This window comes from Niveispirillum sp. FG156, assembly GCF_057809555.1.
Genome location: NZ_JBMDKE010000051.1, coordinates 33,884 through 49,465, shown reverse-complemented (window position 1 = coordinate 49,465; position 15,582 = coordinate 33,884). Strand labels below are relative to the sequence as shown.

17 protein-coding genes are annotated in these 15,582 nt (G+C 62.4%); 5 read left to right on the top strand and 12 right to left on the bottom strand.

Translation table 11 applies throughout. From position 1 onward, the window contains the following. Window positions 1–116: 116 nt before the first annotated feature. Genes ACODSP_RS25140 through parE form a run of 3 tightly spaced genes read right to left on the bottom strand, consistent with a single transcriptional unit; the run spans window position 117 to window position 3,402 of the window. On the bottom strand, window positions 117–425 hold the full coding sequence (locus ACODSP_RS25140; RefSeq protein WP_488968270.1) for a helix-turn-helix domain-containing protein: 309 nt from the start codon (window positions 423–425) through the stop codon (window positions 117–119). Window positions 426–457: 32 nt separating this feature from the next. Continuing rightward, the gene (locus ACODSP_RS25135; protein ID WP_488968269.1) at window positions 458–1,408 is read right to left on the bottom strand and encodes a DUF2971 domain-containing protein; all 951 of its coding nucleotides are present in this window, start codon (window positions 1,406–1,408) and stop codon (window positions 458–460) included. A 2-nt stretch (window positions 1,409–1,410) separates the two neighbouring features. After that, complete coding sequence (gene parE / locus ACODSP_RS25130) at window positions 1,411–3,402, bottom strand: DNA topoisomerase IV subunit B (protein ID WP_488968268.1); 1,992 nt, start codon at window positions 3,400–3,402, stop codon at window positions 1,411–1,413. Window positions 3,403–3,501: 99 nt separating this feature from the next. Between parE and ACODSP_RS25125 the strand changes: the two genes are divergently transcribed. Continuing rightward, on the top strand, window positions 3,502–3,906 hold the full coding sequence (locus ACODSP_RS25125) for an acyl-CoA thioesterase (RefSeq protein WP_488968267.1): 405 nt from the start codon (window positions 3,502–3,504) through the stop codon (window positions 3,904–3,906). Here ACODSP_RS25125 and ACODSP_RS25120 read toward each other — a convergent pair. Genes ACODSP_RS25120 through ACODSP_RS25110 form a run of 3 tightly spaced genes read right to left on the bottom strand, consistent with a single transcriptional unit; the run spans window position 3,903 to window position 6,265 of the window. Then, window positions 3,903–4,592 carry an MOSC domain-containing protein gene (locus ACODSP_RS25120; protein WP_488968266.1) on the bottom strand — a complete coding sequence of 230 codons (690 nt, stop codon included), beginning with the start codon at window positions 4,590–4,592 and terminating at the stop codon, window positions 3,903–3,905. The two genes, ACODSP_RS25125 and ACODSP_RS25120, sit on opposite strands and share 4 nt — an antisense overlap. Beyond that, window positions 4,589–5,257, bottom strand: a complete 669-nt coding sequence (locus ACODSP_RS25115; protein WP_488968265.1) for a MarR family winged helix-turn-helix transcriptional regulator — start codon at window positions 5,255–5,257, stop codon at window positions 4,589–4,591. The genes ACODSP_RS25120 and ACODSP_RS25115 overlap by 4 nt, the downstream gene beginning before the upstream one ends. A 51-nt stretch (window positions 5,258–5,308) precedes the next feature. Next, entirely contained in the window at window positions 5,309–6,265 is a 957-nt protein-coding gene (locus ACODSP_RS25110; RefSeq protein WP_488968264.1) for an alpha/beta fold hydrolase, read from the bottom strand. Between the two features lie 131 nt (window positions 6,266–6,396). Between ACODSP_RS25110 and mnmA the strand changes: the two genes are divergently transcribed. Further along, window positions 6,397–7,530 (top strand): tRNA 2-thiouridine(34) synthase MnmA, encoded by a 1,134-nt coding sequence (gene mnmA, locus ACODSP_RS25105; RefSeq protein ID WP_488968263.1) that lies wholly within the window; start codon window positions 6,397–6,399, stop codon window positions 7,528–7,530. A gap of 15 nt (window positions 7,531–7,545) precedes the next feature. On the opposite strand, the gene ACODSP_RS25100 is transcribed toward mnmA, so the two are convergent. Both ACODSP_RS25100 and ACODSP_RS25095 read right to left on the bottom strand, forming a co-directional pair. Further along, a complete protein-coding gene (locus ACODSP_RS25100) occupies window positions 7,546–8,658 on the bottom strand; it encodes a hypothetical protein (protein WP_488968262.1) in 1,113 nt (370 codons plus the stop codon). Between the two features lie 78 nt (window positions 8,659–8,736). Next, the gene (locus tag ACODSP_RS25095; protein WP_488968261.1) at window positions 8,737–9,435 is read right to left on the bottom strand and encodes a 2OG-Fe(II) oxygenase; all 699 of its coding nucleotides are present in this window, start codon (window positions 9,433–9,435) and stop codon (window positions 8,737–8,739) included. Window positions 9,436–9,621: 186 nt separating this feature from the next. Between ACODSP_RS25095 and ACODSP_RS25090 the strand changes: the two genes are divergently transcribed. After that, the gene (locus ACODSP_RS25090) at window positions 9,622–9,825 is read left to right on the top strand and encodes a hypothetical protein (protein ID WP_488968260.1); all 204 of its coding nucleotides are present in this window, start codon (window positions 9,622–9,624) and stop codon (window positions 9,823–9,825) included. Window positions 9,826–9,831: 6 nt separating this feature from the next. On the opposite strand, the gene ACODSP_RS25085 is transcribed toward ACODSP_RS25090, so the two are convergent. Together ACODSP_RS25085 and ACODSP_RS25080 are read right to left on the bottom strand one after the other, a co-directional pair. Next, entirely contained in the window at window positions 9,832–10,800 is a 969-nt protein-coding gene (locus tag ACODSP_RS25085; RefSeq protein ID WP_054167480.1) for an aspartate carbamoyltransferase catalytic subunit, read from the bottom strand. A 223-nt stretch (window positions 10,801–11,023) separates the two neighbouring features. Beyond that, window positions 11,024–11,896: a dienelactone hydrolase family protein gene (locus ACODSP_RS25080; protein WP_488968259.1), complete on the bottom strand. Its 873-nt coding sequence runs from the start codon at window positions 11,894–11,896 to the stop codon at window positions 11,024–11,026. Window positions 11,897–12,071: 175 nt separating this feature from the next. Here ACODSP_RS25080 and ACODSP_RS25075 point away from each other — a divergent pair, with 175 nt between their 5' ends. Then, entirely contained in the window at window positions 12,072–12,380 is a 309-nt protein-coding gene (locus tag ACODSP_RS25075) for a hypothetical protein (protein ID WP_488968258.1), read from the top strand. A gap of 158 nt (window positions 12,381–12,538) precedes the next feature. On the opposite strand, the gene ACODSP_RS25070 is transcribed toward ACODSP_RS25075, so the two are convergent. Further along, entirely contained in the window at window positions 12,539–12,910 is a 372-nt protein-coding gene (locus ACODSP_RS25070; protein WP_488968257.1) for a VOC family protein, read from the bottom strand. A 190-nt stretch (window positions 12,911–13,100) separates the two neighbouring features. Between ACODSP_RS25070 and ACODSP_RS25065 the strand changes: the two genes are divergently transcribed. Next, window positions 13,101–13,817 (top strand): substrate-binding periplasmic protein, encoded by a 717-nt coding sequence (locus ACODSP_RS25065; protein WP_488968256.1) that lies wholly within the window; start codon window positions 13,101–13,103, stop codon window positions 13,815–13,817. A 7-nt stretch (window positions 13,818–13,824) separates the two neighbouring features. On the opposite strand, the gene ACODSP_RS25060 is transcribed toward ACODSP_RS25065, so the two are convergent. After that, window positions 13,825–15,357 carry a YifB family Mg chelatase-like AAA ATPase gene (locus tag ACODSP_RS25060; protein ID WP_488968255.1) on the bottom strand — a complete coding sequence of 511 codons (1,533 nt, stop codon included), beginning with the start codon at window positions 15,355–15,357 and terminating at the stop codon, window positions 13,825–13,827. Between the last annotated feature and the right edge of the window lie 225 nt (window positions 15,358–15,582).

Genomic DNA, 15,582 nt, shown 5'->3' with positions numbered 1-15,582 from the left:
CATGTCGCGGCGGACGCCGCTCTACGCTGGGTCCCGGCTTCCGCCGGGATGACGAAGAAAACACGGTTCCAGTCAAAAGAACCCCGCACTAAGTGCGCCCTACCTGCCGGCTTGCCTCACGCCGCCAGCGTCCGCGCCACCATTTCCGGGTCCCGTTGGATCAAGGTGAGGTAGGCTCGGCTTGCCGCGTCTGGCTCCCGCTCACCCCGTTCCCACTTCCGCAAGGTGTCGATGGGCAGCGCATAGCGCGCCGCAAACTCCGCCTGCGTTAATCCTGTCGCCAACCGAATGGCCCGCACATCCACCTTAGGCACGACCGCAACCTGCGTAACGCGCACACCGGTCGGCTTGCCATCCAGATAGTCGATGGCTTCGTTCAGGCCTTCCAGGATATCGGCGGCGATGGATCGGGTTGGCTTGGTCATTGGGCACCGTCCATCAATTAAATTACAAACTATCATTGTTTGTGTCTTAATGGGATATGCGATACTTTCAGTACTGTTGGGATTTCGCCTTCACTAAAACCAAGACTCAATAATTCATCATAAAATGCCTGATATAGGGTAAACCACCCTTCTGTTGGGCCAATTATGATTCCGGAAATTAAAGATTTCATGCTAATTTTGTTGATTTCCGTGGCTTCATCATTAATTTTTACCTTGTAAACAATTTGCGGCCTACCTCTGATGCATTCCACATCTTTTTGTAAGCGCCTCTCTGGGTCAGAATCATATGGCGTATAGATAAATCTCCATTCCCGCTCTTCTCTAAACCCAGGGTGTTTGCAGCACAAGATCAAATATTTGAAAGCTCTGTAAAGAACACCCTCTACTTCGCTAGGAGATAAATTGTCAAATATGCAAGGATTGTTGTATATCGACGATATCGATTGAGATATTATGTAATTGAAGTCTTCATATGTCACTGGGGCGGCAACAACATTATATTGCCCAGGACCGTCCATAATTACATCTTTATTGAGAACCAAGGCAACGCCTGATTCACCACCGTATGCGCGCCACATTGACAGCCGACCATACAGGTCTTCGTCTTTAGGGTGTTCTGAAACACAGATTATGTAAGTTGATGTTTTGAATTTAAAAAACTCACTATTCAAACTAGCAATCACACGATCCCACATATCAGGAAATTTGGAATTTATGAGCGCTCTGAATTCTTGCCCCAACTCGGTTGACGACACGGCCATCAATGACTTCATGCCATGATCGACTTCAAGGAAGTCATTCATGACATTAACAGATCTTAACCAGAATTTCTTGTGACGCAGAATATTAAATGCCACTTCAGCAGAACAGTAATATGAGAAATTTAATTCGTTTTTATCGAGTGAAGCTCTGGCTTGAGCAAAAAATGGAAATAAAGCCAACAGAGCTTCGTTCTCGTCCATGACTACACATCCAAATCCTGCGCAAATTTCGCATTCTCGGTGATGAACTTGAACCGCAGTTCCGGCTTGCGGCCCATCAGGCTTTCCACCAGGGCCTTGGTCTCTTCGACATCATCCTTCTGGTCCGGGTCGCGCTGATCCGGGACCACGACACGCAGCAGGGTGCGCTTGGAGGGGTCCATGGTGGTTTCCTTCAACTGCGCGGGCGGCATTTCGCCCAGGCCCTTGAAGCGGCTGATTTCCACCTTGCCCTTGACCGACTTGAAAACGGTCTTCATCAACTCGTCCTTATGCGCGTCGTCGCGGGCATACCGGGTGTTGCCGCCGCCGGCCAGACGGTAGAGCGGCGGCAGGGCCAGGTACAGGTGCCCCTGCTGGATCAGGCCCGGCATCTCCCGATAGAAGAAGGTCATCAGCAGCGAGGCGATGTGGGCGCCGTCGACATCGGCGTCTGTCATGATGATGACGCGCTCGTACCGCAGCTTGTCGGCGCTGAATTCCTTGCCGGTGCCACAGCCCAGGGCCTGGGCCAGATCGGCCAGTTCCTGATTGCCACGCAGCTTGTCCACGCTGGCCGAGGCCACGTTCAGGATTTTGCCGCGCAGGGGCAGGATGGCCTGGGTATCGCGGCGGCGGGCCTGCTTGGCGGAACCGCCTGCCGAATCGCCCTCTACGATGAAAATCTCGGTATCGTCGGCGCTCTGGCGCGAACAATCGGCCAGCTTGCCGGGCAGGCGCAGGCGGCGGGTCGGCGTCTTGCGCGCCATCTCCTTCTGCGCCTTCTTGCGCGCCCGTTCTTCCGCCTTCTCGATCAGACGCTCAATCAGGGTCTTGGCCGCGTCGGGCGATCCCGACAGCCAATGGTCGAACCGGTCCTTGATGGCGCTTTCGGTCAGTTTCTGCGCATCGGCGCTGACCAGCCGTTCCTTGGTCTGGCCCTGGAAATGTGGGTCGCGGATGAAGACGGAGAGCAGGATCGTGGCGCCCTCCATCACATCGTCCGCCGTGATGGTGGCAGCCCGCTTGTTACCCGACATCTCGCCATAGGATTTGATGGCGCGGGTCAGGGCACCGCGCAGCCCCACCTCATGCGTGCCGCCCAGCGGGGTGGGGATGGTGTTGCAATAGGTGTGGCTGAACCCCTCATCATCCTCCGGCCAGGCAATGGCCCATTCCACACGCCCCGCATCGCCGGGGAAATCGGCCTGACCGGCAAAGGGCAGGGGGGTGACTGTGGTCCGGCTTTTCAGCGTACCGTTCAGGTAATCCAGCAGACCATTGGGGAAATGCAACACCTCCGCCGCCGGCACGCCGCTATCGGCGCTGATCAGGGCGGTGTCGCAGGACCAGCGGATTTCCACGCCACGATAGAGATAGGCCTTGGACCGGCACAGCCGATACAGCCGTTCCGGCTTGAAATGCGCGTCGGGTCCGAAAATCTCGGCATCGGGATGAAAGCTGACGGTGGTGCCGCGCCGATTCTGCACCGCACCCGCATGGGTCAGCGGCCCCAGCGGCAGCCCGCGCGAGAATGTCTGCGCAAACAGTTGCCGGTCGCGTGCCACCTCCACATGCAGGCGGTCGGACAGGGCATTCACCACTGCCGAGCCGACGCCATGCAGGCCGCCCGAGGTCGCATAGACCTTGCCGGAAAACTTGCCGCCGGAATGCAGTGTGGTGAAGATCACTTCCAGCGCTGACTTGCCGGGATATTTGGGATGCTCGTCGGTCGGGATGCCACGGCCATTGTCGCGCACCGTGACCGTCCCGTCGGCGGACAGGTCCAGGTCGATGCGGCTGGCATGGCCGGCCACCGCCTCATCCATGGCGTTGTCCAGGATCTCGGCCACCAGATGGTGCAGGGCGCGGTCGTCGGTCCCGCCGATATACATGCCGGGACGGCGGCGAACGGGTTCCAGCCCCTCCAGGACCTCGATGTCCTGGGCGGAATAGCTGTCCTGCTTGGCGGCGGAGTTCTGGAAGAGGTCGCTCATGCGCCATTATAGGAATGGGTCGGGGTGTTGTTCAAGGAGATGCGGTATCTCCCGACGACATAGACCCCTACATTTTGATGAAAGAAGGAGTTTCAGGGCATGAGTCAGGAACGGATGCCGGATTTCGACCGCGACGCACCCTCCATGCGCACCTTCGCCATGCCCGCCGACCTGAACGGCAATGGCCAGGTGTTCGGTGGCTGGGTGATGTCGCAGATGGATTTGGCCGGGGCCGCGCCCGCCGTGCGCGTGGCGCGCGGGCCGGTGGCGACGATCGGTGTGGAGGCCATGAAGTTCCACCGCCCCGTGGCCGTGGGCGACGAGGTGAACTGCTACACAGAGGTGGAGCGGATCGGCAACACCTCCATCCGCGTGCGTGTCGATGTCTGGGTCCGCCGCTATGACGGCACCGCCTATAAGGTGACAGAGGGGGTGTTCACCTATGTCGCCCTGGGTAAGGATGGCCGTCCGCGTCCGGTGGTGCCGGGGTCGGTCACGGCTTAACCGCCCCCCAACCGCCGCTCCCAATCCTCTACGGCTTCATTGGCCAGACGGTTGGCGGCCAGACGCTGCAGGCCGGCACTGGCGCCGGGCAGGGTGGACAACTCGGCCAGGGCATCGCGGTTGAGCGTGTCCACATAAAGGGTGCGGAGCGCGCGGGCCAGTGTCCAGGCGGGGTTGGGCCGGTCGATCAGGTGCAACTCGTCGCCGGCCTGCACCACCCCTTCATCCACCACGCGGTAGTACCAGCCGGTGCGCCCCGTCTTCTGTACCAGACGCGGCAGGGTGGGCAGGCCGAACCGCACGCCCAGCTTCCAGCAGGGCTGCCGCGACTGCGCAATCTGCAACCGGGCAGTGCCGAGAGCGACCACATCGCCCAGGCAGACATCCGCCTCCGTCACCCCGGCGACCGACAGGTTCTCGCCAAACGCCCCCGCTTGCGACAGGTGTGCCGCCATTGCCGGCTGCTCTGCGGCCCAGACGGCATAATGATCATGCGGGTAAAGATGGATGGCCTTGTCCGGGCCGCCATGCACCTTGGTATCGCCCACGGCATCACCGTCCAGCCCCAGCATGGTGACGCGCACGGGACCCGTGACGGGGCGGCGACTGGCGATGGAACTGGGCACCGCCTTGTCGCCCAGTGGCTGCGGCGTGCCGGTCAGCAGGTGGGACAGAAGGATGCTCATCGCACCTCTCCCCGATCATTCAGGAATCCGGCCCAGACCTCGTTCGCGACGGGAATGGGGGCGGGGGATTGTTCGGGGCAATCCAGGCGCAGATGCCGGTCACCCAGCGGCGCGCCCACGAAATGGCAATGGTGCGGTTGATCCGATCCAGGTTTTACATTTGGCTGGAAGTATTTGCAATCCAAGCACATTTTGCTGGGTGCGATATGCCCGGCCCGTTGCAGCGTGCGGATCAGGCGCAGCATCAGACGCAGCAGCGACAGTTGGTCCGACGCCGGCATATCGCCCAGCGCATCGATGAGGAACACTGGCCCACCGCCGAACCGGTCGGCCAGGGCCAGGCCGGCGCGGGTGGCCAGCACCAGATTGCCGCGCCCGTCATCGGGGGCGGCAACGCGGGCTGCCAGACCCTTCTGGATCAGGGTGGTCGTCGCCTCGCTGGCCGTGGGGGCCTTCACCCCGATGCGGGCCGCGATGGTGACGGGGCGCAGGCCGTCGGGATTGTCGCGCAGCAGGGTCAGGATGCGGGCCTGCGTCGCCGTCAAGCCGTGGGGCGTGGCATCGCGCCAGTCATTGGCCTTCAACGCCGCCGCCACCCGCACAAACCCGTCGGCCAGCCGGTTCGCCGCCGGCTCGCTTAACCGGTCGAACATGTCATTGATCATGATGCCCCGCGCAAAGGTTGCATCCCGATCTATATTCGGACTCCGATCTTTTTACAAGCCTTGCAGGAAGGTGATCAGCGCGGTGTTCACCGCTTTCGGTGCCTCCTGCTGCACCCAGTGTCCGGCCCCGTCAATTAAGGTGGTCCCGCGATAATCGGCGCAGGTTATCCCCTCCATGGCGCGCAGGGCCTTGTCCATGCCCGGCATGCGCAGCACGCCATCCAGCGAGCCAGCGATGAAGCAGGCGGGAACCCGGATGGGCGCGCCATGCCAGGGGGCGGTCAGCGCCCAGTTACGGTCCAGGTTGCGGTACCAGTTCAGGCCGCCACGATGGCCGGTTCGGCGATAGGCTGTGGCATAGGTCTGCAAATCTTCTTCGGTCAACCAGTCGGGCAGGCTCTCGACCGGCGGGCAGGCTTCTACCAGCCCCTTGCCATCCGGGATGACAAGCGGCCAACCCCGGCCAGCCGCCGCCGATGCGCCCGACGCACCGACCAGCAGGCGGCGGTGGGTTTCATAGGGATCGCGCTCCAGATCCGCCTCCGCCACACCCGGTTCCTGGAACCAGACCATGTAGAACCGGTTCAGGCCCTGGGCGCGGGCCATGCCGACCAGGCTGCCATGGGGGCCGCGCGGCGACCAGGGCACGGCCAGCCCCGCTACGGCGCGGAACCGGTCCGGCCGCATCAGGGCGGCATGCCAAGCGACAGGTGCGCCCCAATCATGGCCAATGATCGTGCAGCTCTCGATCTTCAGCGCGTCCAGAAGGCCGACCATATCGCCCACCAGATGCAGGATCGTATAATCCTCCACCGCGTCCGGCACGTCGGTCCCGCCAAAGCCACGCATGTCGGGCACGATCACCCGGTACCCTGCCGCCACCAGGGCCGGCACCTGATGACGCCAGCTATGCCCCAGTTCCGGCCAGCCATGACAGAGCAGCAGGGCCGGCCCCTGTCCTTCATCCTGATAGGCGATGGTGATGCCATTGGCCTTGATGCTGGGCATGCGCGTTTCCCCTTGGTCATTCAAACAAGCGTTTTACATGAGGGGGCGGCACATAACCAGCCGCTTGGCGTATGGCGGCCCCGCAAGGGATGCGCGATTGTCCCGGCCCGGTTTGCCGCTATATAGGGGGCATGAACTCGCTTGGCATTGATAAGGCCCCGGCCGATACCCGCGTCGTCGTCGCCATGTCCGGCGGCGTCGATAGCTCTGTTGCTGCTGCCATGCTGCGCCGTGAAGGCTATGACGTCGTCGGCATCACTTTGCAGCTTTATGATTACGGCATGACGGTCGGCAAGAAGGGTGCCTGCTGCGCCGGTCAGGACATCTATGATGCCCGCCGCGTGGCCGACCAGATCGACATTCCCCATTACGTGCTGGATTACGAAAGCCGGTTCAAGCAGTCGGTGATGGATGATTTCGTCGATACCTATCTGAAGGGTGAGACGCCCATCCCCTGTGTCCGCTGTAATCAGACGGTCAAGTTCAAGGATCTGCTGGATCAGGCGCGCGAACTGGGCGCCGATTGCATGGCCACGGGCCATTACGCGCGTCGCGAACTGGTCGATGGCCGGGCCGCCATGCTGCGCGGGGCCGACCATAACCGCGACCAGTCCTATTTCCTGTTCGCCACCACCCAGGAACAGTTGGATTTCCTGCGCTTCCCCCTGGGCGATAAGCCGAAGACGGAAACGCGCGCCATCGCCGATGCCCTGGGTCTGGCCGTCGCGGACAAGCCCGACAGCCAGGATATCTGCTTCGTGCCCACCGGCGGCTACGCCAAGGTGGTGGAGAAGCTGCGGCCCGGTGCCGTGCGACCGGGGGAGATCGTGCATGTCGACGGCACCGTCATGGGCCGGCATGACGGCGTGATCAATTACACGGTGGGTCAGCGCAAGGGCCTGGGTATCGGGGGCCGCAAGACCGAAGCGGGTGATGATGTCGATCCGCTTTATGTCGTTCGCGTCGATCCTGTGGCCAATCAGGTGGTGGTGGGGCCGCGCGCGTCGCTGGCCCGTGACAAGGTGATGGTGCGCGAACTGAACTGGCTGGGCCCCAACGCGGTCGGGGTGCCCATGCCCGTATCGGTGAAGCTGCGTTCCGCCCAGAACCCGGCGCCGGCGGTTCTGGTCCTGCATGGCGACGGCAATGCGGTCGTCGAACTGGAGGCCGCGCAGTATGGGATTTCGCCCGGACAGGCCGCCGTGTTCTATGATGGCGAGCGCATGCTGGGCGGCGGCTGGATCAGTGGTACGGGCGTGAAATAGCCGCCGCCCGGATGCTTAACCGCCGCTGGACAGGTACAGCTTAGCGGTGCTGGGATTATACATCACCTGATAGGCCATGAAGTTCTGTACGCCGGTATTGATGTAGCCCTGCCCCTGGTTGGTGGTCGGGGTTGGCATGGCGTTGTAATCGGTTCCCGGATCCATCAGTACGGTCCCGCCATCGACGGTGATCGTCAGGGCTCCAGACCCGTAATCAGGCTCGCCTTTCACACCGATGGTCAGCGTGGTGCCGCCATGCATCACCACCTGAGGGCAGCCCGTATCCAGGCAAATGCCCAGGCCTTGCAGTTCGGTCAAGCTGCCGACCGTCACGTCGGCATTGATCACCTGTTCCGAAAAGGTCGGAACGCTTCCTCCACCCTGCAAGGGGTATGCTGGGCTGCCGCTGGGGTTCATGGCGACTTCGGTTTTGAACAGGTTGGACAGCGCGCTGCCGATGCCCAGGATCAGGTATCCCGCATCATCCGCGCTGGTCGGTACCGATACGATGAACCCGCTTTCCAGCGTCCGGTTACTCGTCAATACCGGCACATACTGCGCCAGGACGGACAGCAGCGAGGGCGACCCGGCCGTGGCGTCCAGCGAGGCACCGAAATCGCCGTAGCACTCGGTGAAAATCGGGAAGCTGTCAGGCACTGCTGTCTGTGGCTCGTCATTTGACCGTTTCACCACCACCAGCGGATCGGATGACTGGATCATGCAGCCCTGCGGATAGCGGTTGAAGGTTGTGACCAGCCCGACAATGGCAGAGATCGCAGGTACCGAGGTACCGGACGGCACGGTGGCGCCCGGAAAGGACACGGTCGCCTGGGCCGCTGTACCTTCATAGAAATTGCCACTGGTATAAAGCGTTTCCACGGACCCCAGCGACTCCACCTCCAAAAGCGGGAGGTTGGTGGAGTCTACCCAGAAGCCCTTACCGCCCGTGTCGAATTCATAAACTCGGACGACTGGCTGATCATTGTTCCAGCCAGGGACCGATACGGCCACATTGATACCGATCTTGGCGCTGTCACCAAGGGGGATGTAGATCAAGGGGATTTGTACAGCCCCATCGGACTGCGCGGCGGCGAGAAGCGTGCTGGTGGGAATCCGCTGGTTGGACATATAACCACCTCAATAAAGGGTTGAGTGACATTTGTATCATATCAACGCTTCATTGGAAGAGGTGGAGAGGGGGCGGTCTTATCGCGCGTCGTGAAAGATGATGCCCAGCGTGTGGCGGTGCCCGCTGCGAATACGGCTGACCCCGTGGCGCAGGGCCACGCGATAGGGGCCGCGCGTGCCATGCACTGGCCGCTCATTCACGGCGAAGATCACGGCATCCCCCTGGCGCAGGGGAACAACCTCCACCCGGCTTTGCATGCGGGGACGCTGTTCAGTCAGGACGAATTCGCCGCCCGTGAAATCCCGCCCCGGTTCGGACAGCAGAACCGCCACCTGCAACGGGAAGACCAGATCGCCATACAGGTCCTGATGCAGACAATTATAGTCGCCGGGACCATATTGCAGCAGCAGCGGCGTAGGGCGTTTCTGTTCCGCCGCATGGCATTGATCCAGATAGTCGGCATGCGCCGCCGGATAATGCCGGTCCCGGCCCAGCCTTGCGTTCCAGTCATTGGCAATGGGGGCCAGACGCGGATACAGCGCCGTCCGCATGGCCTGCACCAGATCGGGCAGCGGATAGCGGAAATACCGGTATTCCCCCCGTCCGAATCCATGCCGGGCCATGATGACATGACTGCGGAAATGGCTTTCATCCGGGTACATCCCGGAAATCCGTGCGCATTCGTCCGCTGCCAGCAACCCTTTCATGACGGTACTGCCCTGGCTGTTCAGGTCATTGCCGAGCAACGGCCAGTCATATGCATCCAGGCGTGACATCGCTTCCCCATCCTTTGCAAAAGTAATGGGGACAGCATGGATCACGTCGGCGCAGGACGCATTCTGATCCTTGCGATGGAATGGCTGCGTGCCGGGAACATACCCACGTCTGCGATTTGATCCCGAAGCCGACTTGTCAATGTTCTTGAAATGTTCTAATATGCCGCCTGTTCACGGGAGGATGCCATGGATCAATGCGACGTCGCGGAACGGCCACTGCCAAAGCCGTCCGATTTCACGGGGAGCCCGTTCCGGATGCTGCCCCGCATTGGGGACAAGATGTATCGGCCATCGCGGCCTGTGGATGATGCAGCAGGCACCACCCCGCCGCCGCCGGCAAAGATGGAAAGCCTGCGCCAGCGTCAACCCGGTGTCTGGGACTGGGGCTGATCCCGCTTACGCGGCCTTGGGCGCCGCGGTCAGCAGGTCCAGGCAGGCCATGCGCACGGCCACACCCAATTCCACCTGCTGCAGGATCACAGAGCGGTGGATATCGTCGGCCACCAGGCTGTCGATCTCCACGCCGCGATTCATCGGGCCTGGATGCATGATCAGGGCGCCGGGCTTGGCCACCGACAGCTTCTCGTAATCCAGGCCGAAGAAGCGGAAATATTCCCGCTGGCTGGGCAGGAACTGGCCCTGCATGCGTTCCAACTGCAACCGCAGCATCATGACGATGTCGGCATCCCTCAACCCGGTGGCCATGGAGTGATGCACCTCCACCCCCATCCGGTCCACGGCACCGGGCAGCAGGGTGGGCGGGGCCACCACGCGGACATTGGCGCCCATGATGTTTAGCAGATGGATGTTGGACCGGGCCACCCGGCTATGCAGGATGTCGCCGCAGATGGCGACCGTCAGGCCCTTCAGCGTGCCCAGGCGGCGGCGGATGGTCAGCGCGTCCAGCAGGGCCTGGGTCGGGTGCTCATGCTGCCCGTCGCCGGCATTGATGACGGCGCAGTTGACCTTGCTGGCCAGCAGCTTCGGCGCGCCCGATTCCTGATGCCGCACCACCAGCGCATCCAGATGCATGGCGTTGAGCGTCAGGGCGGTGTCGATCAGGGTCTCGCCCTTCTTCACCGAACTGCCATCGACCGACATGTTGATGGCATCGGCGCCCAGGCGGCGGGCGGCCAGTTCGAAGCTGGTGCGGGTGCGGGTGGAGTTTTCGAAGAACAGGTTGACGATGGTCTTGCCGGCCAGCTTGTTCGTCACCCGGTTCTCACCGCGATTCTGCTCGACATAGCGGTCGGCGGTATCCAGCAGCAGATTGATCTCCGGCGCCGTCAGCCCCTCGATCCCCAGCAGGTGGCGATGGGCAAACGTTTCGGCGCGGGCATCGATATCATGCGGATGGACGGCCATGGAGCGGGCTTTCTGCTGACGGCGTGGATCGGCGGGGCGGGACTATGCTGCCCCGCCCCCGATGCTGCAAGCGTCAGAAAAACCGGTCGGGCATGATGCCGACGGGGGAGAGTGGTTTCAGCAAAGGCTGAAACCACTCCGGGGGCGACTGCCGCCGCGCCCGCGCGTGCGGGCGTGAAGCCAAGCCGCGGATGCGGCGCCGGTGTTTGAGGAAAAACAAAAGCTACACGCCGTTTGCGCGGAACCATTCCAGACAGCGCTTCCACCCGTCCTTGGCATCGTCGGGGCGATAGCTGGGCCGGTAATCGGCGTGGAAGGCGTGGGGCGCTTCCGGATAGACATGGAAGGTGCTGCGCGAATTGACGGCGGCCAGCGCCTTCTGCATCCGCTCCACATCGGCCATGGGGATGCCGCCATCCTTGCCGCCATAAAGGCCCAGGACCGGTGCATTCATCTTCTGCACCAGATTGACCGGCACCATGGGCTGCAGCTCCGTCGGCGCACTGGTCAGCCGGCCATACCAGGCGACACCGGCTTTCAGCTTCGGGTTATGGGCGGCATAAAGCCAGGTTGTGCGCCCGCCCCAGCAGAAGCCGGTAACGCCCAGCCGGGCGGCATCGCCCCCATCCTTGGCCGCCCAGGCGGCAGTGGCATCCAGGTCGGCCATGACCTGCGCATCCGGCACCTTGTTGACCAGATCACGGATCAGGGCGCCGGTGTCGGTGAAGGCGGCGGCGTTGCCCTGACGCGCATAAAACTCCGTCGCGACCGCCAGACATCCTTCCTTGGCAAAGCGGCGGCAGACATCCTTGATATGCTCATGCACACCGAAGATTTCCTGCACCACCATCACGATGGGGAACGGGCCCTTGCCCGCCGGTTTGGCGCGATAGGCGGGAAGACTGCCGCCCTCCACCGGGATCGACACCTCACCCGCGACCAGCCCATCCGTGGGCGTGGTGATGGTCTGTGCGGAAACGGGCAGGGTGGACAGGGCGAAACCGCCCGCCAGCGTCGTCATGGCGAATATCCGTCGCGACAGGGTGGGGTTGATGGGGGACAACAGGCACTGGGCTTCGGCGTCAACGCGGTCCATGGGGTTTCTCTCCCGTATCTATCCCGGCACTGGCCGCCCAAGATAGGGCAAGACGGCGGGGGCGCAACCCTTTGCGGGCCGGTCCTGACCTTTTCGCGCGTGTTTTCAATGCCCCTTGCAGCCACAGGCCCTTGCGCGCATCCTGTGCCCCGTGATCAATCCGGGGCCAACAGCAATGTCCAGCGACGCGAAAGCCGAACTGCTGCGCCAGATCCGCACCATCCGGCGGCGCATCGATCCCGATGTTCTGGCCCGCGCCCAGAAGGCCGCCGAAGCGGCGGACGCGGCGCGTACCCTGCCGCCCGATCAAGTGCCCTATGACAAGGATGCGGCGCGCGATGTCGTGGCCAGTTTCCTGCAATCGCGCAATGATGGCGGGCGTTTCGCCATGGCCCTCATGGAAAACCTGAAAAAGCCCGAAGCTGCGGCCAAGGCTTATACCGACCCGCGCCATATGGTCAGACCGGGCGGCAAGCGGGTTTAACAGGGTGCGGAAAAAGGCTTTCGCGTCGCGAGGGTGGGGGATTTTCGGCAAGATTAGGAAAGGCCGAAGCAAGATACTGGTGGTATCTTGCGAGGGCTTGACGCGAGATTGCCGAAAATAACCCGACCGCAGTAGCGAAATGGTTTTTCCGCACCCTGCTAATCCCCCGCCTTCGCCGGCGCTTCCCACAACTCGATCTTCAATCCCCAGGGATCAATCAGCCAGGCGAAGCGGCCATTGGGGTCGCTATCGTCGCGGCCCAGCGGTTCCACCCCCGCCGCCAATGCCTTTTCCAGCACCCCGTCCAGATCATCCACGATCAGGTTCACCATGAAGGGCAGGGGGCTGGGATCGAAATAGCTGCTGGTCGCCTTGAACCCGCTGAGCAGGGTGAATCCCCGGTCGGGAGGGGGGAATATGGCCCCAAAATCACCCCAGTCGATTCCCAGCACCCGTCGGTACCAGTCGCCCATGGCTGTCGGGTCGGATGCCTTGATAAACAGACCACCAATCCCCAAAACCGCCGCCATTGCGCTCTCCATTGTCCGGGGTCGTGCCTTTTGAGGGTCGCACAGGGGATGGCCCTTCAACAAGCCTTGGCATCAGGCGCGAACAATCATACATCCTAGGCGGGCTGATTGCAGACGATGGATGAATAAGCGCATGGCCATGGGGAGCGTTGCACGCTTTTGGCTTGTTTGTGAATTTATCATTCTTCTTATGATTGCGCTTCCTGCCGTGGCACCGGCTGCCGCACCTTTGCGCCTGGTTGTTTCCGACAGTCTGCCGCCGCCCTATCTGATCTTGGATGAGGATGGGGGAGAGGCGAAGGGGCTGGCCATTGATCTGTGCCGAAAGGTTGCCGAACGGCTGGGCCATGCTGCGACGGTGCGGTTGGCCCCGCCCAAACGGTTGCCCGAACTGGTGCGGGCGGGGGAGGTGGACATGGTGTGCCACGTCGCCCCTGGCTGGTACGCCTATCCAGACGATCTCTGGTTCGGTCGCCGGCTCTACACCGCTGACAATGTCTTCATTGCGGCGCAGGGGACACCCAGCATCTGTGATCAATGTTCCCTGCCGGCGGAGGTGGCGACCGTCATCGGCTATGAATATGGCGACCGGATGCGCCAGGGTTTCGACAGTGGGGCCGTGTCACGGCGCGATGTCCGGTCAGAGGAGAATGTCTTTCGTCTGGTCCAGCATGGTCGAGTGTCTTACGGCATCATCTCCGAATACACGTTCCGCTATTTCGCGAAAGGCATGCGCGAGGTTGCCATCAAGGGCAGCGTGGCGCGTTTCAACATCACCGTCGGGGTGCCGCGTAGCGGCAGCATCAGTGAGGCGGAATTGAAGATCGCATCCGCCTCCATCCGTCTGCCCCAGGATGTGGCTCCTGAATACAGGGCCTATCTGGGTGCCCCTGCCGGCCCCCGTTGATCTGAACCTACCGGCCCGGCGCAACCCGGCGATAGGACAGGGCTTCCGCCACATGGATGCGGCGCACCTGATCGGCATTGTCCATGTCGGCCAGGGTGCGGGCCACGCGCAGCACGCGATGATATCCCCGCGCCGACAGTTTCAGCCGCTCCGCCGCTTCGGTCAGCAGGCTGCGCCCCTGCGGATCGGGTGCCGCCGCCTTCTCCAGCAACTCGCCATCCGCCTCTGCATTGGTGCGGACGGGCGGGTGGCCGGGCTGAAGCAGGGCCTTGTACCGTTCCCGCTGCCGCTCCCGCGCGGCGGCGACGCGGGCCGCCACCTCCGCCGTGCCCTCACGCGGGGGCGGCAGTGACAGGTCGGATGCGCTGACCGCCGGCACATCGATATGCAGGTCGATACGGTCGAACAGCGGCCCGCTGATCTTGCTCTGATAATCCAGCGCGCATTTCGGCGCCCGGCCACAAGCCAGTGAAGCATCGTCCAGATGACCGCAGCGGCAGGGGTTCATGGCCGCCACCAACTGGAACCGGGCCGGATAGGTGACATGGTGGTTGGCGCGGCTGATGGTGGCGCGGCCCGTTTCCAGCGGCTGACGTAGCGCCTCCAGCGTGCCGCGCGCGAATTCCGGCAATTCGTCCAGGAACAGAACACCTTGATGCGCCAAGCTGATCTCCCCCGGCTTGGCGCGCGTGCCCCCGCCGACCATGGCGGCCAGGGTGGCGGAATGATGCACCTCCCGGAAGGGCCGGGTGCGGATCAACCGCCCTTCTTCCAACCCGCCCGCGATGGAATGCACCATCGACACTTCCAGCGCCTCTGCCGCGTCCAACCCCGGCAGCAGGCCCGGCAGGCGCGCGGCCAGCATCGACTTGCCCGATCCCGGTGGCCCCAGCATAAGCATGTTATGGCCGCCGCTGGCGGCGACCTCTAGCACGCGCTTGGCCGTTTCCTGTCCCTTCACATCGCGAAGGTCGCGCACACTGCCGGGCAACTCCTGCTGCAGCTTCGGTTCGGGACGGGTCAGGACCTGCGTACCTTTGAAATGATTGATCAAAGCCAGCAGCGATGGCGGTGCCAGGATGTCCAGCCCATCGCCGGCCCATGCCGCCTCCCCCCCGCTGGCGGCAGGACAGATCAGGCCCTTGGCCGATGCCAGGGCATTGATGGCGGCGGGCAACACACCGGCCACCGGCGCGATGGACCCGTCCAGCCCCAGTTCCCCCAGCGATTGATACCCCGCCATGGTGTCGTCGGGCAGGATGCCCATCATCACCAGCAGGGCCAGCGCGATGGGCAGATCGAAATGCGATCCTTCCTTCATGACATCGGCGGGGGCCAGATTGACCATCAGGCGCTGTGCCGGCAGCGCAATACCCAGCGCATGCAACGCACCGCGCACACGTTCCCGGCTTTCCGCCACGGCCTTGTCCGGCAATCCCACCACCAGAAAGGTGATGGGGCCGCCCGTCATCTGCACCTGAACGTCGATATCCAGCACATCAATGCCTTGAAAGGCCACCGTCGATACACGCGCTGCCACCCACACCCCCACCACACACAAGTTCAGGTTAGTATAGATGATGAGACTTGCAGGCGGAAGCAGTCGGTTTCTGACTTTCGCGCCGATCCGGCCCGGCTGGTGCCGGCAAAGTCATATCGCTATATCTGATTTGATATTACGATTAGCGCCAAGTAACTGGATATACAGGTCAAAACAGGCTTCCATCGGCGTGAAATGATCGAAATCTGGAAGACTTCCAAGCCC